The sequence below is a fragment of the Pontibacter sp. T17 genome (assembly GCF_057219875.1).
On the sequence record NZ_JBXVVW010000001.1, the window covers coordinates 712,439 to 736,333 of the forward strand.

Here is a 23,895-nt window from a genome sequence, read left to right on the forward strand (position 1 = left end):
GGGTCAGGATTGGGAATGCCCGGCTGGTGGCACTACCTTTGCGTACCACCTTTGTCATGTTACCTGAACCCCTGGATCTGTTGGTTGCGGCCCTGCGCGAGCAGGAGATGTTCTCGGTGCCCCGCGTGGGTACGTTTGTACGGGAACGCCAGCCAGCACGCTTTGATGCGGCCACTGGCACCCTGCTGCCACCCTCGATGCAGCTACGCCTGGAGCCAGGCGAGCGGCATCTGCGCCCGTTCTACGATTATCTGTCGCGGCGCTATGGCCTGAACCGGGCCGATGCCGAGAAGGCCGTTCAGCAGCTGGGTGAGACGATTCTGGCCGAGGTGCGCGACAAAGGAGAACTGGTGCTGCCCGATGGCTCGGTATTGCGACCCCAGGATGGCCGGCTGGTGCTGTTGCAGGCCACCAGCGACCCCACGCAGGTAAACTATGGTCTGCCCACCCTGAAGCTGGAAGCCGAAGGGCCGGTGGTGGTGCCATCGGCTGCCGCTACCGAACTCCCCCCGGCGGCCCCTGTCAGCCTTCCGCCCCGGGAAGTGCCCGCCAGCCTCCCACCGCGCGAGAAGCCGGGCAGTGTACCCCCGCGCCCAAGCCGTGAGATGCCTGCGGAAACACCCTCAGCGCCTGCCGCCACCACTGGCGATACATCCGAACGGCCATCCACCATTCCCAAACGCGAGAAACCGGCAGCTATTCCGCCCCGTCCTGGGAAAACTGAGCCGGCGACTGGAAAGCAGGTCGCGGCATCCGGCAAGTCGGCTGCCAATACCGGAAAGGTGTCTCACGGTGGGACGCCGAAGTCGGCGGCGTTTTCGGGCGGAGCGGCACAGGTAAAAACTGCCAAGCAGCGCATGGCGGAACTGGAAGCCGAGGAAGAGGCCGAGCGCAAGCGTCAGGAGGAAGCTACCCGCAAGATTTCCAAGCAGCACAAGCGGCATTTGGACTCGGCGCGGCTGGTTAATTATCTGGGGCTGACCGTGATTTTCATGGCGCTGATTCTGATTGTGGCGGTGGTGATGAACCTGGAACGCATCAAGCAGCGGCTGAAAGTGCGCCACCCGTTCGAGGTGGATACGACGGCACTCAACCGCAAGCCCCCCGTTGCGCCCGACAGCGCGCGCCCAACAGTGAAACTGCCCACCGACAGCGTGATGGTGCCGCCGCCCCATCCACCCAAGCGCGAAGGCTATTGGCACATTATCGTGGCCCGGGTGGAAACCGAAGCCGAAGGCTTGGCCAAGGTAGAGGGCTGGAAGCAGAAGGGTTTCCATGATGCACAGGTGTTTCAGTGGCCCGATGGCAACTGGCGCATCAGCCTGATGCAGGCCGGGACCCAGAAGCAGGCCAAGGAGTTTCTGTTGCAGGCGAAAGGCCTTGGCGGCCCGGCAGATGCCTACATCAAAGAGTACAAGAAGCCCTAATGCAGAGGCAGGCGTAGCTACACCCCATGCGCATAACCCAAACCCTGCTGGACAAACTGGAAGCCCTGCTGGAAGCGCTGGGCTATCAGGTGCGTTATGAGAAAGGGACTTTCCGTGGCGGGCACTGCGTGCTGGACGACAAGCAGATTGTAGTGGTGAACAAGTTCTTCCCGCTGGAAGGTCGGGTAGGCACCCTGATGGAAGTGATAGCCAGCCTGCCATTGCAGGCGGCCACCCTGACGCCCGACCAGAACCGCCTGATGGAACAGGTGCGGGCCGAGGTGATGAAACAGCAGCGTGCCCGCAACAGTGGAGGTCAGGACACTCAACCCGCAACACCTTGAAAATTACCTTTCTCGGAACGGGGACGTCGCAGGGGGTGCCGGTCATCGCGTGCGACTGTTCTGTCTGTACCAGTGCCGACCCCCGCGACGTACGCTTGCGCAGCTCGGTGATGGTGCAGACCCAGGGCAAGACGTTTGTCATAGATTCGGGGCCCGACTTCCGGCAGCAGATGCTGCGGGCACGGGTGCAGCACCTCGATGCCCTGCTGCTGACCCACGGCCACAAAGACCATGTGGCAGGCCTAGACGACGTGCGGGCCTATAACTTCCGGCAGCGGCGGGCGATGGACGTCTATGGCGATGAGCGCAGCCTGAGCCAACTCCAGCGCGAGTTCGCCTACATTTTTGACGGGAACGACTATCCCGGCATCCCGAAGGTGGAGCTGCACCTGCTGCCCGATCACGCCCATCGCTTTGAGGTACAGGGCGTTGAGATACAGACAATCCCAGTGCTGCATTACCGACTGCCGGTCACCAACTTCCGGTTTGGAGGCTTTGCCTACGTTACCGATGCCAGCTATATCCCCGAGGCCACCCGGCCCTACCTGCAGGGGCTGGATGTGCTGGTATTGAATGCACTGCGCAAGGAGAAGCACATCTCGCACTTCAACCTGGAGGAGGCGCTGGAGATGATAGCCGAACTGAAGCCGCGAAAGGCTTACCTGACACACATCAGCCACCTGATGGGCCTGCACGCCGAGGTAGAGCAGGACCTGCCCCCCAACGTGCGCATTGCCTGGGATGGCCAGACGCTGGATCTGCCAGACGCCTGATGGGCGGTGTTCGACGTTATACCTTGAGGCTGCGCCAGTTGCCGCGGAGCAGATACCACCAGCAGCCCAGGGTCATGCCGATCCAATAGATGCCCTCCACCAGCCATACGTAGGTTTGGTCGTGCACGTGCAGGCCCCTCACCATCACCCAGATATAGAGGGTGTAGACGGCAATGAGCACCACTTCCATGCGGAAGGCAAAGCGGGTGGCACCTGTGCCCGTTGTTCCCTGCATGAGGGCCACCGCTGGGGCGCAGAAGATGAGCACTATGCCGACAATCCGCAGTGGTTCAATGGCCACAGCCGTGACGTCAGCTTCGGCGCCGTAAAGTTCCAGCACCAACTTGGGCATGGCGATAAGTATGGCTGCGACTACCAGTGAAATGCCCGTGCTGAAGACAATGACCCGCTTGAGGCCCGGCAGCACCAGGCGGTGTTTGCTCTGGCCGATCACGTTGCTGACGATGGCGTTGCCTGCCCCGGCGAAAGCCCAGGTAGGAATCATGCCCACCATGTAAATGCTGCGCACGACGCTGGCGGCTGCCAGATCGCGCGAGCTGATTTGCCCGATGAGAACAAAGAAAGCTGCCCAGGCTACCATGCTGATGATATACTGCAACACGGTAGGCAGCGACAGGTTGAGGTGTTGGCCAATGAGGTCGGTGTCGGCGGCGGGCAGGCGGAAGAGGTTGTATTGCTGCTTCTGGCCACGGAGATATACATTGCCAATCATCAGGGCCACACCGATGGACTCGGATGTGAGCGAGGCGATGGCCGACCCTTGGATGCCCATTTCGGGGAAGCCCCATTTACCAAAGACCAGGCAGTAGTTGAGCAGGGCATTGAGCGAGGCCATGGTGGCCACCGAGTACATGATGATTCGGGTTTGCCCAATGCCAGTGAAGAAGGCCCGGAACACCCAGAACAGCAGTGCTGGGAAGATTTCGTATGCGCGGATGCCCAGGTAACTGACGGTGGCGTCGCGGACGGCCGGGTCGTCGGTGAGGTGGGGCATAGCGAAATGCAGGCCCACGGTCATGGCCAGGCACATGAGCAGGGCGCAGGCAAAGTTGACGTACAGGGCCTGGTCTACAATGCCGCCTACTTCACTGTCGCGGCTTTCGCCAGTGCGGCGGGCTACAAGAATCTGGGTGCCGCTGGCCAACCCAACGCCCACGATGGTGAAGCTGTAGAAAATAACCGAGCCCAACGCACTGGCAGCCAGTTCTATCTCGCCCACGCGGGCCATGAACATGGTGTCTGTGACGTTGATGATGTTCTGTGCAATGCCCCCGAGCATGATGGGGTATGCGAGTGTCCAGATTTGCCGGAAGGAGATGTCCAGTTTCATTGGAGGTTCCCTTCGGCCGAAAGCCAGCCGAGGGCTTCTAGTTTTTCGGTGATGGCGGGCACGGGCAAGCCCATAACGTTGTAGAAACAGCCGTCGATGCCGGTGATGTAGCGCAGGCCCAGCCAGTCCTGAATGCCATAGGCACCAGCGCGGTCGTAGGGGCGGTAATGTTCGATGTAATGGTCGATGCCCTGATCGGTGAGCTTGCGTACGTTGACGAGGGAGCGTTCGGTGAAAGCATGAACTTCGTCGCCGCGGCGGAGGCAGACGCCCGTAAGGACGGTGTGGGTGATGCCGGAGAGGCCGCGAAGCATACGGCGGGCATCGTCGGCGTCCTCGGGTTTGTTCAGGATTTCGCCTTCCAGTACTACGACAGTATCGGCGGCCAGAATAATGGCTTCGGGGTGGAGGTGGGCCAGGTGGGTAGCCTTGCGGCTGGCCAGCATGGCAGGCACTTCCCAGAAGGGCATGTCAGCGGGGAAGTCTTCCGGCACATTGGTGGGGATGACCTCGTAGGTAAAGCCAGCCTGCTCAAGCAATTGGCGGCGGCGTGGCGAACTGGAGGCCAGTATCAAACGGGGTGTCATGTTCGGTGTCGTTGTTGGAGGCAAAGACCAGGCCGGTCAGTACCTTGGGGTAGAAGTAAGTGCTTTTGGGCGGCATGCGGGCGCCGTCTTCAGTGACGGCCAGCAGTTGCTCCATGCGAACGCCATTGACGATGAAGGCAAGGTTGCCAGGCAGGCGGCCATAGTCGGCAGCCCGGGTGTAGTCTTTGTGGTAAATGAGCTGGTCAGAGTGGCTTTGCAGGGAATAGGGCAGGCCCAGTGCCTGGTCAAAGGCAAAATAGTGCAGGACGGTATAGTCCAGCTGTTTGACCGAGGGCGGGAGGTCGAGCGGGTTGTCGGCGACGGGGTCTATGCCGGGCTTGAGGGTAAGCCGGAGGTGCTGGTTTCGGGCCAACAGGGCAAAGGTATAAGGCAGGTCAGTGATCTGCTGCCAGGCGGGCGTCTGGCGGTTGAGCAGCTGGATGTCGAAGAAATGGGCCAGGCGTTCGATGGCGTCGGGCGCATCGAGGCCGTCTGGCAGCTGGAAAACACGGTGCGTCGGCAGGATGCGGGCTTCGTCGGAAGCGGCATTGGTGAGGTACATGAGGTGGTAATGTACCAGGCTGTCGGCGGGGGTGTCGGGGTGTTCGCGCAGCCAAGCGTCACGGAAGGCTTCGGCTGCGGCCATGCGGTGGTGACCATCGGCCAACACAATGGAGCTGTCTTTCAGGTGCGCCACCATCTGTGCCACCTGCGCTGTATGATGAATGACGGAGAGGCGGTTTTCAACCCCCTGGGCGTCGGTGACGGTCATGAGGGGCGCATGCAGGTAGGTGTCGAGCAGGGGCTCGAGGGCAAAGCTGCGGTCGAGGTAGAGGCCGTGTGTAGGGGTGACCGACATGCGGGTGGCGGCCAGGAGGTTGGTGAGCTCCTGTGCGGCCTGCGGCACAATGTCTTCGTGATATCGGATGGCATTGGGTGTGCCGGGGCTGCCATTGAGCCTGACAAGTGCGATGAAACCCTTGCGGGTGAAGGGGGCTGGATGGCCGGGCAGGGTATACGTCTGGGCGTAGGGATAGATGCCGGGCAGGGCATCGTGCAGCAACACCCGCTGGCCTTTCCAGCGTATCAGCCGGTCGACGGCCTGCGCGATGGAGCGGGGTGCCGAGAGGTGGATGGTGTGCTCCTGCCGGTGGTAGAACTGTTTGAGGGCATGGGCTTTCTCCGTGAGGGGAGCCAGGAGGGGCTCCACCGCACCGATCTGATCGAGATTGTAGCGCCAGGCGCGGAATGGGCGCAGTAAAGCCATGCGACAGGAGAAAGGCCTGCAAACTTACGAAAGTCAGGCTGTTGGGCTAGGGGGCTGGCGTAAGCCGGGGGCCACTATTTGCTTAATAAGTGTTGTGGAGTGAAGTTGGTGCAGTCATTTTATAGTGCAACTGTCAGACTTTCTGTATTTTCGCGACGAAATTTACCCGCATACCGCCTTAACCCATCTGAGTCTGAACCACTCAAGCGGCATGTGGAACTGACTAAAGCTGCCTCTCTAGATGAAGAAATCCCTGTTTGGACTTGGGATGACTGTGTGCCTGTGTCTGGCAACGGTCATGACCCAGGCACAGACGCCCGCCTCAGAACCCGCGCGCTGGTCGCTGGGGGCACATGCGGGCGCCACCTGGTATTTTGGCGACATCGCAGGTTCGCCAGCTCCTATTGGAGGGCTGTCGGTGGGTTACACCCTTACGCCGGTACTGTCATTGCAGCTGACGGGCCAGTATGGCCAGCTCCGCGACAATGGCAAAGACCAGTATCGCCGCAGCTTCCGCAACAATTTTGCAAGCGGTGATCTCCGACTCAATTTCTCCCTGCACAAGCTGTTCCAGACCGATCGTCTGCTTCCCAAAACCATTCCCTACGTCTTCGGGGGTGTTGGCATTCTGGGCAGCCGCGTGACGGTTCTGACGCCGCCCAGTCAGCTGTCTCCCAACGAGGCAGAGAACTACCGAGGGGGCGACCTGTATTATATGGCGGGCGGCGGTTTTCAGTTTTTCCTTACCAACCGGCTGGATCTGAAAACCGAACTGGTGTATTGCTACACCAACACCGAGAAAATAGATGGGCATGATTTCAAGAGCCCTGCAAACCGATTCAATGACCAGTTCATCTACTTGTCCGTGGGCCTGAGCATCCGGTTTGGCAAGAACAAGACGCCACTGGAGTGGAGCCACATGGAGCGTTACACGCCCCCGGCGCAGCCGACCAAGCGTGAGCCCCGCCCCTGGTATTTCTCCGACGTGGACCGTGACGGCGTGGTAGACAGCCTGGATCAGGATAATAACACCCCTGCGGGTGTGCGCGTGACCACCAAAGGGGTGGCCATGGACACCGACTACGACGGCATTGCGGATTATCTGGATCCCTGCCCGCTGGTGCCCGGCGCCAACGGCGAAGGCTGCCCGCCGAAAGATTCGGAGCGGACGCCCGTAGAAAGCAGTGAGCCCGAAGGCCGCAAGTATTACATCATCGTAGCCTCGATGACGAACAAGGAGAATGCCAAGCGCGTGCTGGCGAAGTACCTGGGCCTGGGCTACAACGAGGCTCGCATCATCGAGAAGACATACCCGCAACTGGGCAGCGCCAACAACACATTCTATCGCGTAGCCATCAAAACCTACAGTACCCGCGCCGCCGCGCTGGAAGAGCTGCAGGTGCTGCGCCAGAAGATCGACGAAAAGATCTGGGTGTTCTACGAGTAAGCACCCTGACTGCCACCCACTACCGCAGGCCCCGGAGCACTCCGCAGGGCCTGCGGCTTTTTTAGGGCGGTTGAAATGCCAGAATGCGCGTAGATTGCGGGCTCGTTGTCCCTCAAACCACATGTCTATACGCAAGGAAGACGCGCTCGCCTACCACAGTACGGGCCGCAAGGGCAAGATTGAGATCGTGCCGACGAAGCCAGTGTCCACCATCCGTGACCTGTCGCTGGCCTATTCGCCTGGGGTGGCTTATCCCTGTCTGGAAATCGCGGAAGACGTACGCCGCGTGTATGACTACACCGCCAAGGGCAACCTGGTGGCGGTAATTTCCAATGGTACAGCTGTGCTGGGGCTGGGCAACATTGGCCCGGAAGCCTCCAAGCCGGTGATGGAAGGCAAGGCCATTCTGTTCAAGAAATACGCCGACATTGACTCGGTAGACATCGAGTTGAAGGCTTACACCGTAGAGGAATTCGTGGCGGTGGTGAAGGCACTGGAGCCCACCTTCGGCGGCATCAACCTGGAAGACATCAAGGCGCCCGAGTGCTTTGAGATAGAGCAGACGCTGCGCCGCGAGCTGCGCATCCCCATCATGCACGACGACCAGCATGGCACGGCGATCATCTCGTCGGCGGCGCTGCTGAACGCCCTGCGCCTGACAGGCCGCAACATGGGCGATGTGAAGATGCTGGTGAGTGGCGCCGGGGCTGCGGCCGTAGCGTGCATTCAGATGTACCTGGCGCTGGGCCTGAAGCGCGAGCACCTGCTGGTGATGGACAGCAAGGGCGTGCTGTCGAAAGACCGTACCGACCTGACCCCCGAGAAGCTGGAGCTGGCCACCGACCGCACCGGCATCGACACGCTGGAGAAAGCCTTCGAGGGCATGGACGTGTTTGTAGGCCTGTCGAAGGCAAACCTGGTGACGGGCGAAATGCTGAAGCGCATGAACCCGCAGCCCATCGTGTTTGCGCTGGCCAACCCCGACCCCGAGATTACATGGGAGGCGGCTTACGAGGCGCGGCCTGACGTCATTATGGCAACCGGGCGCAGCGACTACCCCAACCAGGTGAACAACGTGCTGGGTTTCCCGTACATCTTCCGCGGGGCGCTGGACGTGCGGGCCACCGAAATCAACGAAGCCATGAAAATGGCTGCGGCGCAGGCCATTGCCGAACTGGCCATGCAGCCCGTGCCCGAAATCATCAACCAGATCTATGCAGGCCGCCGCTTGCAGTTTGGACCTGAGTATCTGATACCGAAGCCGATGGACCCCCGTCTGCTGCCCGAGGTGTCAATGGCGGTTGCCAAAGCTGCCATTGAAAGCGGCGTAGCCCAAGCCGAAATCAAGGACTGGGAACACTACCGCGAACAGTTAATCCAGCGGCAGGGTCCGGACAAGGCCTTCCTGCGGTCGCTGACACTGAAGGCACGGCGCGAGCCCCAGCGCATTGTGCTGCCTGAGGCCGACAACTACAAGATGCTGAAGAGCGCCCAGATACTGACCGACGACGGCATTGCAAAACCGATACTGCTGGGCACGGAAGAGAAGATTCGGCAGCTGATGGCCGAATATGAGATTGACATTCCTGGCGCTGAAATCATAGACCCCGACCAGCGCCCCGACCTGCTGGACGCCTTCGCGCACCAGTATTACGAGAAGCGCATGCGCAAAGGCGCCACCCTGACCGAGAGCCGCCGTCTGGTGTGGCAGCGCAACTACTTCGGGATGATGATGGTGCAGCAGGGCATGGCCGACTGTATGGTGACTGGCCTGCTGCGCAACTACCGCGACTATGTGAAGCCTGTGCTGGACGTCATTGGCATGCAGCAGGGCAACGCCACCGCCTGCGGCCTGTATATACTGCGCAGTCCCAAAGACCTGTATTTCTTTGCCGACACCACGCTGAACCGCGAGCCCAACGAAGAGCAGCTGATTGACATCGCCGGGCTGGTGATGAACGCCGTACGCTCGTATGGTGTGACACCCCGCATGGCCATGCTTAGCTACAGCAACTTCGGCAGCAACCGCGATGCCATGTGCGTGAAGATGGCCAATGCCGCTGCCCGAGCGCGCGACCGCTGGCCTGACCTGGTCATTGATGGCGACATCCAGGCCAATTTTGCCCTGCGGCCCGACATGATGCAGGAGTTCTTCCCGTTCAGCGAGCTTGCCCGGACGGGGGCCAATACGTTCATCTTCCCATCACTGGCGTCGGCTAACCTGTCGTACAAACTGATTCAGGAAATCGCGCAGGTGGAGAGCGTGGGCCCGATTCTGCTGGGGCTGAAGCACCCAGTACACGTGTTGCAGATGGGTGCGTCGGTGCGGGAAATCGTGAACCTGGCCACCATTGCTGTGCTGGATGCACAGCGGATGAAGGGCTGAGGCGGCACAGTGCCCCCTGTTGCGCAAGAAGCGACAGTTGGGTGAGAATAATTTGCTGGTATTGAGGTAATCTGGAGTCGGCGTTAAGTAGCTGCGGCTAACTTTGGGCTGACTCCGGATATTTCCTCACACCATGAACTTACTACGACTGCGCAGTGCGCTGGCCCTGGGGCTGGTACTGCTGATGACGGCGTGTGCCACCGATCGGGTAAAACTGGAAGGCACCAACTTTACCGACCAAATAGAACTGAGCCAGAACCTGCGGTTTACCTTCACCGGGGACCTGGTGTCGGAAGCGCAGCTGGACCGCTGGGACACTACCCAGTATGTACAGTTTGAGCCAGCGGTAAAAGGCCGCTTCAAATGGACAGCAAAGAATGAGTTGATCTTCAGCCCGGTGGATGGCTTTCAGGCGAGCACTGACTACAAAGCCATGCTCACCGACGCTCTAGCCAGCCACGACAGCACGGGCAAGAAAAGCGTAGCCACGGAAGAACTGACTTTCCACACGCCGTATCTGGACGTAGTATCGTCGCAGGCGTACTGGACGCGTAATGCACAGGGCGGGTTACAGGCAAGGGTGCAGCTGCGGTTCAACTACCGGGTGTCGCCAGTGCAGGTGCGCGAACTGCTGACAGCTACTTACAAAGACCAGGCGCTGACGACACAGATTCTTGCCAGCGACGAGGCGGCCCGCGAGATAGAAGTTGCCATAGACGGCATCAAGGTCGAGGCACAGGAGAACCTGTCCATCACACTGGAAGTGAAGCCGGGGCTGAAGTGTGCCGAAAGTGAGTGGGTGAGCAAGGAAATCATCCGGCATGTGGTGACCTTCCCGATGTCAAACATGCTGGGCATCACCAACGTGGAGACGGAGTACACGGGCAACGAAGGCATCATAACGGTGTATGCCACGCAGGCACTGGTGGCCACGCAGGTGCGCCAGTACGTGAAGCTGTCGCCCAATGTGAACCACACAGTGGAGATTACCTCAGGCGGGTTCCGTATCCGGGGTGCCTTTGACATGGAGCAGAAGTACACGCTGACCATCGGCAAGGGGCTGCCCGGTGTGCTGGGCAACACGCTGGAGCAGGACTATGAGCAGACCATCGCCTTTACTGAGCCCGGCGAGGCCATTGCCTTTGCCAACGAGCGGGGCATGTACCTGAGCAGCAAGGGGGCAAGGAACATCGGCGTGCGCATCAACAACATCAACACCGTGAAGGTGAAGGTGGTGAAGATTTACGAGAACAACATTCAGGCGTTCCTGCGCAGTGGCACGCAGTATGACGGCTATTATGACAGCGACAACGACACCTATCACAGCGTACAGTATTACGAGACCGAGTATTACGGCGACGTAATCATGGAGCGGGAGTATGATGTGCGCACGCTGCCCCGCAGCAAAGGTGCCCATCTGCTGTCGCTGGACTTCACAGACCCCAAGGCCGACTTCAAGGGCATTTACGTAGTGGAAGTAGGGTCAAAAGACAAATACTACCTGCGGACGAGCAAGATCATCGCACTGTCTGACATCGGCCTGATTGCCCGGCGCAGTGGCAACGATGTGATGGTGTTTGCCAACAGCCTGATGACGGCCGAGCCGCTGAGTGGCCTGAAGGTGACTCTGGTGAGCAGCAATAACCAGAACATGTACGAGGCCAAGACCGATGGCGATGGCGTGGCAGTGTTTTCGGACATCGCGGCGCGGGCTCCCGGTTTCAAGAGCGCCATGATTTCGGCCCGGACCGAGGGCGGCGACTTCAACTACCTGCTGCTGGGTGCCAGCTACGTGGAGATGAGCCGCTTTGACGTAGGCGGCAAGAACATGGCCGGGCGCGACTACGATGCCTTCCTGTACTGTGAGCGGGAGATTTACCGCCCCGGCGATTCGGTGTACCTGAACGCCATTGTGCGGACACCCGACTGGAAGGCCGTAAAAGACATGCCCGTGCGTGTGAAGGTGCTGCTGCCGAATGGCCGCGAGATGACCAGCCTGCGGGGCGTACTGAACGCCCAGGGGGCTTTCAGCACACGCTTTGCCCTGCCCAGTGCCACCGTGACGGGCACTTACGAAGTGGAACTGTACTCTGGTAGCGACAAACTGCTGACTGCCAAGCCGATCAGTGTAGAAGAGTTTATGCCGGACAAAATCAAGGTGGTGACGAAGCTGAACCGCGAGACGCTGCAATCGAGCGAAGCATTGACGCTGAGCCTTCAGGCCAACAATCTGTTTGGGCCGCCGGCAGCAAACCGCAACTGGCAGGCAGAGGTAACGCTGAATCGGGGCGGATTTTCGGCCAAAGGCTTTGAGAACTATGATTTTACCCTGGCTGGTTCCTATCAGCTTGAAACCATCAGCCGTTCTGGCCAGACGGATGCCCAGGGTGCGGGCAGCACTACGTTCGACAATTTCGATGGGTACCAGAACATGGGCGTAATCGATGGCCGGGTCTATACGACGGTGTTTGACGAAAGTGGCCGCCCTGTGAACCGCAGCCAGCGTTTCCGGCTGTTCACGCAGCGGGTATTTTTCGGAATTGGTATGTTTGACATGTATGTGTCGCCGCGGGCGGCTTTGCAGATACCGCTGGCGGCAGTGGATGCCAACGGCAAGGCTACCCGTGCTCAGGCGCGTCTACAGGTGATTCGCAACCACTGGGAAACAGTAATAGAGAACTCCTATGGCCGCTACCAGTATCGCAGCCAGCGCCGGCAGCAGGTAATGGTAGACCGCCTGGTGGACCTGAATGGCAGTGAGACGAAATTTTCCTTCACGCCCAGCCAGGACGGCGAATACGAAGTGCGCTTGAGCAAGCCAGGCGCCGAACATGTAGTGACAAGAAGCTTTTACAGCTACGGCTGGGGCGAAACGAGTGGCGGCTTTGAAGTGAGCCCCGACGGCCATGTGCTGATTGAGGCCAACCGGGAGCAGTATGAGTCGGGCGACAAGGCCGAACTGCTGTTCAAAACGCCCTTCGAGGGACGCCTGCTGGTGACAGTGGAGCGCGACCGCGTTTTGGAGCATCACTACCTGACCACCGAGGGTAACGCCGCCAAGCTGAGCCTGTCGCTGACCGACGACCACCTGCCGAACGTTTACGTAACGGCTACGCTGATTCGCCCGATGGGGGCTGGCAGTGCCACACCGCTGATGGTAGCCCACGGCTACCAGTCGCTGAAAGTAGACCAGCCGAAGCGCAAGTTGCCCGTGCAGATAGTGGCTGCCGAAAAGAGCACCAGCCGCACGCGTCAGGTGATCAAAGTGAAAACTACCCCTGGGGCTGAGGTAACCATAGCGGCAGTGGACGAAGGCATTCTGCAGGTGAAAAACACCAAGACGCCAAACCCCTACGACTACTTCTATGCACAGCGTGCGCTGGAGGTGGAGTCGTTTGACCTGTATGCCCAATTGCTGCCCGAACTGCGCAGCGGCAGCAGCTACGGTGGTGACGGCTACGACCTGTCGCGGCGTGTGAACCCGCTGACGGACAAGCGGATCAAGCTGCTGGCATTCTGGTCGGGCCAGGTGAAAGCCAACGGCGACGGCGAAGCCACGCTGACGATTGACATTCCGCAGTTTGCTGGTGCCATCCGCCTGATGGCCGTAGCCTATGACGACGAGTCGTTTGGCAGCGGCGAGGCGGAGATGAAAGTGGCCGACCCGGTGGTGATCCGCACGGCACTGCCGCGCTTCCTGGCGCCGACCGACACCCTGCTGGTGCCTGTTACCCTGACGAACACCACCACAGGTGGCGGGCAGGCTACGGCAACCATTGCGGTGAAGGGTGCGCTGAAGGTGGTTGGCGCTGCATCGGCGTCGGTGAACCTGCCAGCCAATGCTGAAAATCGTGTGGTGTTCAAGGTGGCAGCAGCTCCGCAGATGGGCAGCGCCTCGGTAACAGTAACAGTGAAAGCCCTTGGTGGCACCTACACCGAGAAAGTAGACCTGCCAGTGCGTCCTGCGGGTGGCCTGGTTAAACAGTATGGCTCGGGCACGGTGGCACAGGGCCAGACGACGTCGCTGGACATGGCTGGCAGCGGGCTGATACCCAACAGCCGTGAAGGCAAGGTAGTGGTGGCCGCCAGCCCGCTGGTGCAGTTCAACCGAAGCCTCGATTATCTGCTGGGCTATCCCCACGGCTGTATTGAGCAGACGGTGTCGAAGGCGTTCCCGCAGCTGTATTATGCCGACATGGTGGAAGCCGTGGGCCGCACGGGCGACGACAAGCGCAGCGTAGCCTACGATGTGAACATGGCGATTGCCAAAATCCAGTCGATGCAACTGTATGACGGCGGCATGGCGTACTGGCCGGGCGGACAGGAGTCGGTGTGGTGGGGCAGCGCGTTTGCCAGCCACTTCCTGCACGAAGCCCGCCGCGCTGGCTACGATGTGAGTGACGCCGTGCAGCGTAAGCTGCTGGACTATCTGGAGCGTGCGGTAGCCAAGCGCGAGCTCTCGAATTACTATTACGCCGACGGCAGCTACAAGAGTCTGCCTCGCCGCGAGATTTTCTACAGTCTGTTTGTGCTGGCGCTGCAGGGCCGTCACCAGCAGAGTGTGATGAACTACTACAAGGCGAACCTGGAGCAGCTGGCGCCAGAAAGCCGCTACCTGCTGGCGGCCTCGTATGCACTGACGGGCGACATGGCCACCTATGGCCGTCTGCTGCCCACAGCCTTCAACGACCAGACGGTGGGTGAGTTTGGCGGCAGCTACGGCTCGCCGATCCGTAACCGGGCGCTGGCGCTGTACACCCTGTTGGAGGTTGACCCGAAGAACAGCCAAGTGCCCCAACTTGCCCGCATGCTGTCGGAGAACCTGCTGAAGGAGCGTTACCTGAACACCCAGGAGAGCGTATTCGGCTTCCTGGCAATGGGCCGCTTTGCCCGCCTGAACCCCGCCACCGATGTGGAAGGCAGCGTGATGCAGGGCAGCCGCACCGTGGGCGAAATTGACGGCGCCAAGCCAGTGGCCGTGCAGTTGGGGGCCTCGGGGCAGAAGGTGCAGGTGAAAGCCACCGAAGGCACGCTGTATTACTTCTACGAAGTGAGCGGCATAGACGCCACGGGCAACACCCCCGAGCAGGACAACAACCTGAAGGTGCGCCGGACGTTCTACGACCGCAATGGCTCGGTGATATCGGGCACGACCTTCCGCCAGAATGATCTGGTGGTGGTGCGGCTGTCGGTGTCGGCTACGGGCAACGACGCCGTAGAGAACCTGGTGGTGTCGGACCTGCTGCCTGCGGGCTTCGAGATCGAGAATCCACGTGTAACGGAAATGCCTGAGCTGAAGTGGATTTCTGACGCTGCCGTGCCGACCTACATGGACATTCGTGATGACCGGGTGAACCTGTATGCCAACCTGCCAAGCGGTGGGCGTACCTATCACTACTACTATGTAGTGCGGGTGGTGAGCCCCGGGACGTTCCGGATGGGCCCCGCCACGGCGGATGCCATGTATCGGGCCGACTTCACGAGTCTATCAGGTGCAGGCACCATCACGGTGTTGCCCTTCGAGGCTGGGTCAGGTAACTAAGCGTCATTGCCAGCAGAAAACAGCGAAAGGCCCCTGTCAAGGGGCCTTTCTTTATGTGGGAGGGGGGATTTCAGCGGTCGGTGGTGGGCGCGGGAATCTCCTGGCGCATGTCGATGATGCGCAGCTGCCAGCGGCGCTTTTCGCCGACACGGAAGGTGCGGTTGCCGGAGTTGAGCAGAAGCGTACCAACACCATAGCCCGCGGCGGCGCTGCCTACGGCTACGGGTGAAAAAACGTTGGGTTCTTTGCTGACGGCGCCGTTGATGCCCCGAACGGCCAGAAAGAACACAGAGCCGGCCTGGAGCATGCGGCCGAAAAGACGGGCGAAGTTGCCCTGGCTGCTGCGGTCTTTCCATTTGACGGCCTTGACCTCGGAGAGAGGGAACCCAGCCGTGAGGCCGGTGCGGTCAGAGCCAATGAAGAGGGAGTCGTTGCGGATGCCCTCGAGAGTGTATCGTACAAAAGTGCCTTCGCTGTAGAGCTTGACGCGGAGCTCGTCGCCGGGGTAGATGCGGAAACGCTTGAGGCGTGTCGCGTGGTCCACGGCGAGAAACTGGGTTCCGACGAGGCGAGACTGCGCTACAGCGGGGTAGGCATTGGCCAGCAGGGCACAGGCCAGAAACAGGGCGACCGGGCGGTACATGATGCGATGTTACACAAAAGCCCCGTGGAAAGGGTTCCGGGCTGAGTTAAAAGGGTGTTGGGGGTTCTGTGAGGGCAAAAGGGACACGAATAGTTGCGCGGAATTGAAAAGTATTAACTTTGGGCACTTTTTATACGAATCTACGCTTCAACCAACATGTCCGAAATCGCTGAAAAGGTCAAGAGCATCATCGTTGACAAGCTGGGTGTTGATCCCAAGGAAGTAACCATGGAGGCCAGCTTCGCCAACGACCTCGGCGCCGACTCCCTCGACACCGTTGAGCTGATCATGGAATTCGAAAAGGAATTCGGTCTCAACATTCCTGACGAGGCAGCCGAGAAGATCACCACCGTAGGCGACGCCGTTACCTACCTGGAAGCCAACGCCAAGAAGTAATCAGTTCAATCACCTCCTGTCAATCTTATCCCGCTCTGTATGCAGAAACGTCGAGTCGTTGTCACCGGTCTTGGAGCCTTAACGCCCATTGGGTTGACGACTCAGGCATACTGGGAAGGGTTGTTGGCAGGTAAGTCGGGTTGTGCGCCCATCACGAAGTTCGACGCGTCAAAGTTCCGCACGCAGTTCGCCTGCGAGCTCAAGGGCTTTGATATAGCGAACCATATGGACCGCAAGGAAGCCCGGCGATTGGACGAATTCAGCCAATACGCGATGGTGGTGGCCGACGAGGCAATAGCCGACTCGGGCCTCCAGCTGGAAAAGGAAGACCTCACCCGCATCGGTGTGATCTTCGGCTCCGGAATCGGTGGGCTGAAGACCTTCACGGATGAAGTAATTGGATTTACCGAGGGGGACAAAACCCCTCGGTTCAATCCTTTCTTCATTCCGAAGATGATTATTGATCTGGCGCCAGGCCACATCTCGATGAAATACGGGCTGCGCGGCCCCAACTACAGCTGCGTTTCGGCCTGTGCCACGGGTACCAACTGTATCATAGACGCCTATCTTCTGATTGTGCACGGCCTGATGGACGTAGCCGTAGCAGGGGGTGCCGAGGCGGCTGTGAATGAAGCGGGTATCGGTGGGTTCAACGCGATGAAAGCCCTGAGCGAGCGCAACGATGACCCCGCCACTGCCAGCCGGCCCTTCGACAAGGACCGTGAAGGCTTTGTGCTGGGTGAAGGCGCAGGCTGCCTTATTCTGGAAGAATATGAGCACGCCCGCAAGCGTGGTGCCAAAATCTACGCTGAGCTTAGTGGTATTGGCCTTTCGGCTGATGCCCACCACATGACTGCCCCTCACCCCGAGGGCCTGGGCGTAATCCAGGTGATGAACGGCGTGATACAGAGCGCTGGGCTGAAACCAACGGATATCGACCATATCAACACGCACGGCACCTCTACCCCGCTGGGCGACATTGCTGAGACCAAGGCCATCAAGCAGGTCTTTGGCGACCACGCCTACAAGATTCAGGTGAATTCCACCAAGTCCATGACGGGTCACCTGCTGGGTGCAGCAGGTGCGATTGAGGCCATTGCCACAGCGCTGGCGGTGAAAAACGACATCGTACCGCCGACCATCAACCATTTCACCGACGACCCGGACTGTGACCTGAACTACACGTTCCACAAACCGGTAAACCGTGTGATTAACGCTGCCATCAGCAACACCTTCGGTTTTGGTGGGCACAACACGAGTGTGCTCTTCACGAAGGTCAATTCCTAATCTCCCTGGTTCCAGGGCAGGCTCCATGCTGAACCTGCGTAGCATTTTCCGGCTGGGCCCCCGCCTCTCGGAGCGCGACCGCGAGCTTGTGCGCTTCGTCAGGCGCATCACAGGTTACCGTGCCAAAGACCCTACAGTCTATCGGCTGGCGTTTCGGCACATCTCCAAAGTAAAGAACGGCAAGAGCGCTGGGCACGAGAGCAACGAGCGGCTGGAGTTTCTGGGCGATGCCATTCTGGGCTCGGTGATAGCGGAGTATCTCTTCAAGAAGTACGTGCACAAGGACGAAGGCTTCCTGACGGAGATGCGTAGCAAGATTGTGAACCGGGCGTCGCTGAACGACATTGCGCTGAAACTTGGGCTGGACAAGCTGCTGGAGTACGATGTGTCGGGCAACTGGTTCAACAAGAGCATATTCGGTAATACGCTGGAAGCCTTTGTAGGTGCGTTGTATCTGGACCAGGGCTACCGGCCCACGCGCGACTTCATTGTGCAGCGGCTGCTGAGCATGTACGTCAACCTGGAAACCCTGGCCGAGAACGACACCAACTACAAGTCGCGGCTGATGGAGTTTGCCCAGAAGCATAAGATGCAGCCTGTAAGCTATCTGCTGATAGGCGAGAAGGCCGATGGCCCACACCGGCAGTTTACCGTAGCGGTGCGTATAGGCCAGGAAATGATGGGCTTTGGCACCGATGTGAAGAAAAAATTTGCTGAGCAGAAGGCCAGTGAAGCCGCATTGGCGCGCCTGAACGCGCTGGATGAAACGCGGTGAGGCGTTTCTACGTTACTACTACTCACTCACTCACGCGGCATTGCCGCCCCCGGTTTTGTCAAAATTTGCCGAGGCACTCAAAATGGCTCCTCTTTATGCTTTGTTGTGGCGCACGGCCATCGTGCTCCTCATTCTATTTCTGTTGGACCTATACGCCTATCAGGCGATAAGGACACTGACAAACGGTCTATCAAGCGTTCGGCTGCGCACGGCCCTGCGTTGGGCGTACTGGATCACCAGTGTGGGCTACCTGGCTACTGTAGCTGTGGCCATGTTCTTTCTCCTGGCGCAACGCAACGTCACGGGCAATCACTTCGGGCAACTGCTGTTTGGCGTGGGCCTGATGCTGTATCTGCCCAAGCTGATCATCATCATTTTCCTGCTGGGCGAAGACTTCGTGCGAATGTTTCGCTGGGTCATTGGCAAGCTGTATGACATATACGTGTCGTTTCGCAGCAGTGGCAGCACAGAGGCCGTAGCTGACCGCACAGATGTGCTGACGCGCAGCGAGTTCCTGAGCAAGTCGGCGCTGGTGCTGGCAGCGGTACCATTCGTGGGTATTGCCCACGGCATGCTGCGGGGGCGCTATGCCTACACTGTGCACAAGCATACACTTACCTTTCCGAATCTTCCGGCGGCCTTCGACGGCTTCAAACTGGTGCAGTTGTCGGATATCCACTCGGGCAGCTTCGATAACCAGCCTGCCGTGGCCAAAGGCGTAGAGCTGGCCATGCAGCAGGGGGCAGATGTTATTCTGTTTACGGGCGATATCGTCAATAACTCGGCCGATGAGTACGAACCCTGGGTAGAGACCTTCAAGCAGCTGAACGCCCCCATGGGCATGTACTCCACGCTGGGGAACCATGACTATGGCGACTACGTGAAGTGGCCTACTGCCGAGGATAAGAAAGCCAATCTGGAGCGGCTGAAGCAGCTACAGGCTGATACGGGTTTCCGGATGCTGCACAACGAGAACGTTGTGCTGGAGAAGAATGGCGAGAAGATAGCACTGGTGGGCGTGGAGAACTGGGGCAAGCCACCATTCCCGCAGTATGGCGACCTGGACCGCGCCGTAAAAGGTGCCGAAGATGTGCCATTCAAGATACTGCTGAGTCACGATCCCAGCCACTGGGATGCGCAGGTACGCAGCCACACTGGCAAGTTTGACCTGACGCTGAGCGGCCACACCCACGGCATGCAGTTCGGTATCGAAATACCCGGTATACGCTGGAGTCCGGTAAAGTGGCGCTATCCGCGCTGGGCCGGACTGTACCAGGAGGGTGATCAATATCTGTATGTGAACCGGGGATTCGGGTTTCTGGGTCTGCCGGCACGTGTGGGGATTTGGCCGGAAATTACCGTAATAGAGCTGAAGCGGGCCTGAGGCCCGCCGCCTAGCGGTAGATTTCGATTTTTACTTCGCCGTTGCGGATGAAGCCGCGATACATGCCTTCGGTATTGAAAGGCATGGCGATGTTGCCCTGCGCATCTACTGCAATAATGCCACCAGTGCCGCCTTTGGCACCCATAGCCGCAATGACGTCGCGGGCGGCCTGAGCCAGCGTCTGCTTGCGGTATTTCATGCGGGCTGCGATGTCGTAGGCCACTACTTCCCGGATGAAGAACTCGCCATGGCCAGTGGCACTGACGGCGCAGGTGGCGTTGTCGGCGTATGTGCCTGCACCAATCACAGGCGAGTCGCCTACGCGGCCGGGCAGCTTACGGCTCATACCGCCGGTGCTGGTGGCTGCGGCCAGATTACCCTGCTTGTCTACTGCTACGCAGCCTACGGTGCCGTGCTTGCTCTCCTGGCGGGTTTCGCCGGGCTTGAGCGGGGCTTGTGGCGCCACGCCAGTGGGGCGCTCCTGAAAATAGTCTGGGCCGACCACGTCGATGCCCTGTTCGGCAGCAAAGATTTCGGCGCCCTTGCCGATGAGCAGGACGTGGGGTGTGCGTTCCATTACGTATCGGGCCGCCAAAATGGGATTTCGTACGGTGGTGAGGCCCGCCACAGCACCGGCCATGCCTGTGCGGCCGTCCATGATGCTGGCGTCGAGTTCGGCGCGGCCTTCGGTGGTGCGCACTGCGCCCTTTCCGGTGTTGAAGACGCCGCTATCTTCGAGATGGCGGACAGTGACGGTGACGGCCTCGAGTGCGGTGCCGCCGGCTTCGAGAATGTCGTAGCCTTTCCGCATGGCTTCGTCGAGGGTTGCGCGGACCTGGGCCTCGCGCTCAGGTGTCATGTTGGCACGGGTGATGACGCCGGCCCCGCCGTGCACCACCAGCACGGGGCGTGCCGGACGGCTGCTGGACTGCGGATAGACGGAATAGGCCATAGCGAGCAGGGCCACCAGGAAGGCGGAGAAACGGATGGGCAACATAGTAGATGTCTGTCTGTAGCCTGAATATAGGAAAAGGGTGGGAAGTCGAGGCTTTCAGGAGGGCTTACGGCGGACGAAGAATCCCAACGCGCCCCACTACTTGTTATGCCGCTGATGTGGTATTCGGCTGTCTAGCGGCATGTTTTGTTAAAATGCTAATTATCTGAGTGTTTAAAAAAGACATGACCTAATTTGAAGTGCCAAAAAAGACCTATGAACTGATGAAAACTAAACTACTTATCGGGATGCTGGTGGTGCCGCTGCTGCTCTGGTGTGGCGGCGCAGCACTGGGCCAGACTACCAACGATTTCAGGACCGCCAATAGCGGCGATTGGTTCATTCCAGCCAACTGGGAGCGCTTTGATGGGGCTACGTGGGTAGCTGCCACCTATTTCCCCGGCAGCAATGTGGGGGCAGTGGAAACGGTTACCATACAGACAGGGCACGCCATGGATTTGGCCGTGAACCTGACCAACGCCACCAACAAGATTGCCCATCTGGTGGTGGACGCCGGCGGCAGCGTGGATGTGTCGGACGGGAACATCTATGTGATACAGATCCGTGGCAACCTGACCGTCAATGGGACCTTGGGCCGCAGTGCTGGTGACCTGTTTGTGGATTTCACCAACGGCGGTACCTCCACAGTGTCTGGCACGGGTACACTGAATGTCAGTGGCCTGGGACATCGGGTGCTGGCAGCCAACGACAGCAAAACCATCATAGTGGACCGTAACGCGAGTTTGCCGCTGCTGTACACCCGCACAGCGGTTGCGGGTATCGCCACTACCAATTTGACGGTAAATGCCAGCCGTACGCTCACCCTTACTGGAAACGCAGGCGTTACGCTGCTGTCGTCCAACGCTCTGGCCGATGGCGCCATCAACCAGGTGGGTGGCGTGTGGACGGTGAACGGCACGCTGGCTGTGAGCGGCATCCTGTATGCCTACAGCAACTCCAATACGGCGGCCTCAAAGGCTGTACTTCAGGTGGCAACGGGTGGCACCCTGCGCGTAAACACGCTGGATGCCTCGGCGAGTAATGCAGCATCGGCCGACCAGCACACGTTGGCCGTAGCAGACGGAGGCCTGCTGGAGATTACCAGTTCGGTGGCCAACAGCAACGGCACCGGCAATACGGTGACGCTTGGTGCCGCCTCGGTGGTGAGCTACAACTCGGCTGGAGGTCAGCTGGTGCTGCCGTTCCGCTCGGGTGCTGCCGATGTTACGTTTGGCCGCCTGCACCTGATAGGCGGTGGCGCGAAAACACTGGACGCCAATATCGCATCGGCCTCGACGGTGGTGGGTGCGGGCAATGTGAACCTGAACGGCAATCAGTTCAACATACCTGCCGGTGGAGTATTGCAACTGGGTGGGGGCAGCCTGTCGGCAGCGCCCACGTTTGCCGCCAGCGGTTCCATCCAATACCTGACCAGCCGCACGGTAGGCGTGGAATGGCCCGCCGCCCTGACGCTGGACACGCTGCGCCTGATTGGCGCCGGCCTTACCCTGACACTCGATGCCAACCGGAGCGTGGCTTACGGCCTGGAGCTTACGACGGGCAACACCATTGATCTGGCGGGCTTTGACCTGGGCCTGCTGGCCAGTGGCCGCCTGATAGGCGCTGACAGTCTGGGCTGGGCCTATGGCGGCACGTTCACCCGTGGCTTCAATGCGGAAGTAACCGCCGCCACCAAACTGCTGCCCATTGGCACGGCTACCGTGGCACGACACGCTCAGGTAGGCTTTGTAACCGGCGGTCAGCCTTCCACGGCTTTCAGCCTGACGGGCTCGTACCAGGAGTATCCTTCAGGCGTGATTCCGGGCATGGGCAACACGACCTTCCCGCTGGCCGCCACCACCGCGCTGGGCACCGACGACAACCAGATTGACGGCACCGACAACGTAGCTGGCCGCATGTGGACCCTCACCCCCGATGTGCCCCAGAGTGCACCCTATACGCTGGTGCTGCACCACAACGGTGACATCAACGGGGCCAACCCCGGCAGTGTGGTGCTGATGAAGCGCGACAACGCCGGCAGCGCCTTTGCAGCATATGGCGATGGCGCCAGTAACACAGGCACCACATTGGTGGCCACGGGTGTGACCGGCTTCTCGGAAATGGTATATGCCACGACGGAAGCTATCGTGCTGCCGGTTCGGCTGATCAGCTTCACGGCAGCCCGGGAGAGTGCCGGTGTGCGCCTGAACTGGGTGACCGCCAGCGAGGAGAACAACGACCGTTTTGAAGTGGAGCGCGCCATTGGCACGCCCGACCGGTTTGTGAAGGTGGGCGAGGTAGACGGCAACGGCACCACGCAGAACATCAGCACCTACACCTGGCTGGATGCCACGGCGCCCCAGGGTGGCCGGGTGTATTACCGCCTGAAGCAGGTGGACCTGGACGGCGCGTTTGAGTATAGCCCCGTGGTAGAACTGGAAGGCACGCAGGGTGGCCGCTGGCGCCTGGCCCCCAACCCAAGCACTGGCCCTGTGCAGTTGGTGTCGGTGAGCGGGGAGTTTGACTTCACGGAGCGGATTTCGGTGCTGGTGATGGGCCAGGACGGCCGCCTGCTGCTGAGCCAGCGCGGCACCGTAGCCCAGACGAGCATTGCCCTGGGCGACCTGTTTGCCAAAGCACAGGCAGGCCTGTACGTAGTGCGCATCCAAAGCACGCAGGGCGAGGAAACCCTGCGGGTAGTGCGGCAGTAGGTTTTCTTTAGGTAGATAAGCAGTGCACAGGCCCCACGAGGGGCCTGTGGTTGTTTAGGGGGGCGTCAGCGGAGGAAGGTGAGGCGGTTGGGGTGGAAGTTTCAATAGATTTCTTCGCTGCGCTCGTAATGGCGTGGCGGGAGAGGGGCTAAGCCCTGCCACAAACAAAAAGGCTCCCGTAGGGGAGCCTTGCAGTGTATAGCTGGGGGTGGGTTATACGGCGAAGCTTTCGCCGCAGCCACACTCGCGGCTGGCATTGGGGTTGACGAAGTGGAAGCCCTTGCCCTGGAGCCCGTCAGAGTAATCGAGCTCGGTGCCAGCGAGGTACAGAAAGCTCTTGAGGTTGACGCGCAGGGTGACGCCCTTCTCCTCGAAGAGCTGGTCGCCAGCCTGGCCTTCGTTGTCGAAGTCGAGCTGGTAGGACAGGCCGGAACAGCCGCCGCCGATGACGGAGACGCGCAGGCCAAACGTATCGTCAAGGCCCGACTCGGCGCGGAGCCGCTTGACGTGCTCGGCGGCCTTGTCGGTGATGGAAATACCGGTGTTCATGGGGTATCTGTGGGTGATGAGCCAACGGGCAC

The 23,895-nt window shown here is 59.9% G+C and carries 17 protein-coding genes; 11 read left to right on the forward strand and 6 right to left on the reverse strand.

What is annotated here, in order from left to right; all coding sequences use genetic code 11:
- The first annotated feature begins 56 nt into the window (after positions 1–56).
- From AC2D8O_RS03310 to AC2D8O_RS03320, 3 genes are read left to right on the forward strand one after another with little or no spacing between them, the layout of a single operon-like run.
- Positions 57–1,427: a hypothetical protein gene (locus AC2D8O_RS03310; protein WP_484677365.1), complete on the forward strand. Its 1,371-nt coding sequence runs from the start codon at positions 57–59 to the stop codon at positions 1,425–1,427.
- Positions 1,428–1,453: 26 nt separating this feature from the next.
- Positions 1,454–1,771 carry a hypothetical protein gene (locus AC2D8O_RS03315; protein WP_484677366.1) on the forward strand — a complete coding sequence of 106 codons (318 nt, stop codon included), beginning with the start codon at positions 1,454–1,456 and terminating at the stop codon, positions 1,769–1,771.
- Positions 1,768–2,544, forward strand: a complete 777-nt coding sequence (locus AC2D8O_RS03320) for an MBL fold metallo-hydrolase (protein WP_484677367.1) — start codon at positions 1,768–1,770, stop codon at positions 2,542–2,544. The genes AC2D8O_RS03315 and AC2D8O_RS03320 overlap by 4 nt, the downstream gene beginning before the upstream one ends.
- 16 nt (positions 2,545–2,560) lie before the next feature.
- Here the strand turns inward: AC2D8O_RS03320 and AC2D8O_RS03325 are convergent, their stop codons facing one another.
- Genes AC2D8O_RS03325 through AC2D8O_RS03335 form a run of 3 tightly spaced genes read right to left on the reverse strand, consistent with a single transcriptional unit; the run spans position 2,561 to position 5,749 of the window.
- On the reverse strand, positions 2,561–3,895 hold the full coding sequence (locus AC2D8O_RS03325) for an MATE family efflux transporter (protein ID WP_484677368.1): 1,335 nt from the start codon (positions 3,893–3,895) through the stop codon (positions 2,561–2,563).
- Entirely contained in the window at positions 3,892–4,482 is a 591-nt protein-coding gene (locus AC2D8O_RS03330; RefSeq protein ID WP_484677369.1) for a Maf family protein, read from the reverse strand. Before AC2D8O_RS03330 ends, AC2D8O_RS03325 begins: the two co-directional genes overlap by 4 nt.
- Entirely contained in the window at positions 4,427–5,749 is a 1,323-nt protein-coding gene (locus tag AC2D8O_RS03335) for a DUF1015 family protein (protein ID WP_484677370.1), read from the reverse strand. The genes AC2D8O_RS03330 and AC2D8O_RS03335 overlap by 56 nt, the downstream gene beginning before the upstream one ends.
- Positions 5,750–5,990: 241 nt before the next feature.
- Here AC2D8O_RS03335 and AC2D8O_RS03340 point away from each other — a divergent pair, with 241 nt between their 5' ends.
- From AC2D8O_RS03340 to AC2D8O_RS03350, 3 genes are all read left to right on the forward strand, one after another.
- A complete protein-coding gene (locus AC2D8O_RS03340; protein ID WP_484677371.1) occupies positions 5,991–7,196 on the forward strand; it encodes an outer membrane beta-barrel protein in 1,206 nt (401 codons plus the stop codon).
- 121 nt (positions 7,197–7,317) lie between these two features.
- Positions 7,318–9,582 carry an NADP-dependent malic enzyme gene (locus AC2D8O_RS03345; protein WP_484677372.1) on the forward strand — a complete coding sequence of 755 codons (2,265 nt, stop codon included), beginning with the start codon at positions 7,318–7,320 and terminating at the stop codon, positions 9,580–9,582.
- 133 nt (positions 9,583–9,715) lie between these two features.
- Positions 9,716–15,124 carry an alpha-2-macroglobulin family protein gene (locus tag AC2D8O_RS03350; RefSeq protein ID WP_484677373.1) on the forward strand — a complete coding sequence of 1,803 codons (5,409 nt, stop codon included), beginning with the start codon at positions 9,716–9,718 and terminating at the stop codon, positions 15,122–15,124.
- A gap of 70 nt (positions 15,125–15,194) precedes the next feature.
- Here the strand turns inward: AC2D8O_RS03350 and AC2D8O_RS03355 are convergent, their stop codons facing one another.
- A complete protein-coding gene (locus AC2D8O_RS03355) occupies positions 15,195–15,767 on the reverse strand; it encodes a hypothetical protein (protein ID WP_484677374.1) in 573 nt (190 codons plus the stop codon).
- Positions 15,768–15,923: 156 nt separating this feature from the next.
- Here AC2D8O_RS03355 and AC2D8O_RS03360 point away from each other — a divergent pair, with 156 nt between their 5' ends.
- From AC2D8O_RS03360 to AC2D8O_RS03375, 4 genes are all read left to right on the forward strand, one after another.
- Positions 15,924–16,163, forward strand: coding sequence for an acyl carrier protein (locus AC2D8O_RS03360; protein WP_484677375.1), 240 nt, complete (start codon positions 15,924–15,926; stop codon positions 16,161–16,163).
- A 39-nt stretch (positions 16,164–16,202) separates the two neighbouring features.
- Positions 16,203–17,450 carry a beta-ketoacyl-ACP synthase II gene (gene fabF, locus AC2D8O_RS03365; protein WP_484677376.1) on the forward strand — a complete coding sequence of 416 codons (1,248 nt, stop codon included), beginning with the start codon at positions 16,203–16,205 and terminating at the stop codon, positions 17,448–17,450.
- A gap of 25 nt (positions 17,451–17,475) precedes the next feature.
- Positions 17,476–18,225, forward strand: coding sequence for a ribonuclease III (gene rnc / locus AC2D8O_RS03370; protein ID WP_484677377.1), 750 nt, complete (start codon positions 17,476–17,478; stop codon positions 18,223–18,225).
- An 82-nt stretch (positions 18,226–18,307) separates the two neighbouring features.
- Positions 18,308–19,609, forward strand: a complete 1,302-nt coding sequence (locus AC2D8O_RS03375) for a metallophosphoesterase (protein ID WP_484677378.1) — start codon at positions 18,308–18,310, stop codon at positions 19,607–19,609.
- A 10-nt stretch (positions 19,610–19,619) separates the two neighbouring features.
- On the opposite strand, the gene AC2D8O_RS03380 is transcribed toward AC2D8O_RS03375, so the two are convergent.
- Positions 19,620–20,606, reverse strand: a complete 987-nt coding sequence (locus AC2D8O_RS03380; protein ID WP_484677379.1) for an isoaspartyl peptidase/L-asparaginase family protein — start codon at positions 20,604–20,606, stop codon at positions 19,620–19,622.
- Between the two features lie 221 nt (positions 20,607–20,827).
- Between AC2D8O_RS03380 and AC2D8O_RS03385 the strand changes: the two genes are divergently transcribed.
- On the forward strand, positions 20,828–23,314 hold the full coding sequence (locus AC2D8O_RS03385; protein WP_484677380.1) for a hypothetical protein: 2,487 nt from the start codon (positions 20,828–20,830) through the stop codon (positions 23,312–23,314).
- A gap of 213 nt (positions 23,315–23,527) precedes the next feature.
- On the opposite strand, the gene AC2D8O_RS03390 is transcribed toward AC2D8O_RS03385, so the two are convergent.
- Positions 23,528–23,863: a HesB/IscA family protein gene (locus tag AC2D8O_RS03390; RefSeq protein WP_484677381.1), complete on the reverse strand. Its 336-nt coding sequence runs from the start codon at positions 23,861–23,863 to the stop codon at positions 23,528–23,530.
- Between the last annotated feature and the right edge of the window lie 32 nt (positions 23,864–23,895).

What these genes read in the sequence shown, in the direction of transcription:
- AC2D8O_RS03310 (WP_484677365.1), top strand. Translation starts at nt 57, where the DNA reads ATGTTACCTGAACCCCTGGATCTGTTGGTTGCGGCCCTGCGCGAGCAG.
- AC2D8O_RS03315 (WP_484677366.1), top strand. Translation starts at nt 1,454, where the DNA reads ATGCGCATAACCCAAACCCTGCTGGACAAACTGGAAGCCCTGCTGGAA.
- AC2D8O_RS03325 (WP_484677368.1), bottom strand. Translation starts at nt 3,895, where the DNA reads ATGAAACTGGACATCTCCTTCCGGCAAATCTGGACACTCGCATACCCC.
- AC2D8O_RS03330 (WP_484677369.1), bottom strand. Translation starts at nt 4,482, where the DNA reads ATGACACCCCGTTTGATACTGGCCTCCAGTTCGCCACGCCGCCGCCAA.
- AC2D8O_RS03335 (WP_484677370.1), bottom strand. Translation starts at nt 5,749, where the DNA reads ATGGCTTTACTGCGCCCATTCCGCGCCTGGCGCTACAATCTCGATCAG.
- AC2D8O_RS03340 (WP_484677371.1), top strand. Translation starts at nt 5,991, where the DNA reads ATGAAGAAATCCCTGTTTGGACTTGGGATGACTGTGTGCCTGTGTCTG.
- AC2D8O_RS03345 (WP_484677372.1), top strand. Translation starts at nt 7,318, where the DNA reads ATGTCTATACGCAAGGAAGACGCGCTCGCCTACCACAGTACGGGCCGC.
- AC2D8O_RS03350 (WP_484677373.1), top strand. Translation starts at nt 9,716, where the DNA reads ATGAACTTACTACGACTGCGCAGTGCGCTGGCCCTGGGGCTGGTACTG.
- AC2D8O_RS03355 (WP_484677374.1), bottom strand. Translation starts at nt 15,767, where the DNA reads ATGTACCGCCCGGTCGCCCTGTTTCTGGCCTGTGCCCTGCTGGCCAAT.
- AC2D8O_RS03360 (WP_484677375.1), top strand. Translation starts at nt 15,924, where the DNA reads ATGTCCGAAATCGCTGAAAAGGTCAAGAGCATCATCGTTGACAAGCTG.
- fabF (WP_484677376.1), top strand. Translation starts at nt 16,203, where the DNA reads ATGCAGAAACGTCGAGTCGTTGTCACCGGTCTTGGAGCCTTAACGCCC.
- rnc (WP_484677377.1), top strand. Translation starts at nt 17,476, where the DNA reads ATGCTGAACCTGCGTAGCATTTTCCGGCTGGGCCCCCGCCTCTCGGAG.
- AC2D8O_RS03375 (WP_484677378.1), top strand. Translation starts at nt 18,308, where the DNA reads ATGGCTCCTCTTTATGCTTTGTTGTGGCGCACGGCCATCGTGCTCCTC.
- AC2D8O_RS03380 (WP_484677379.1), bottom strand. Translation starts at nt 20,606, where the DNA reads ATGTTGCCCATCCGTTTCTCCGCCTTCCTGGTGGCCCTGCTCGCTATG.
- AC2D8O_RS03385 (WP_484677380.1), top strand. Translation starts at nt 20,828, where the DNA reads ATGAAAACTAAACTACTTATCGGGATGCTGGTGGTGCCGCTGCTGCTC.
- AC2D8O_RS03390 (WP_484677381.1), bottom strand. Translation starts at nt 23,863, where the DNA reads ATGAACACCGGTATTTCCATCACCGACAAGGCCGCCGAGCACGTCAAG.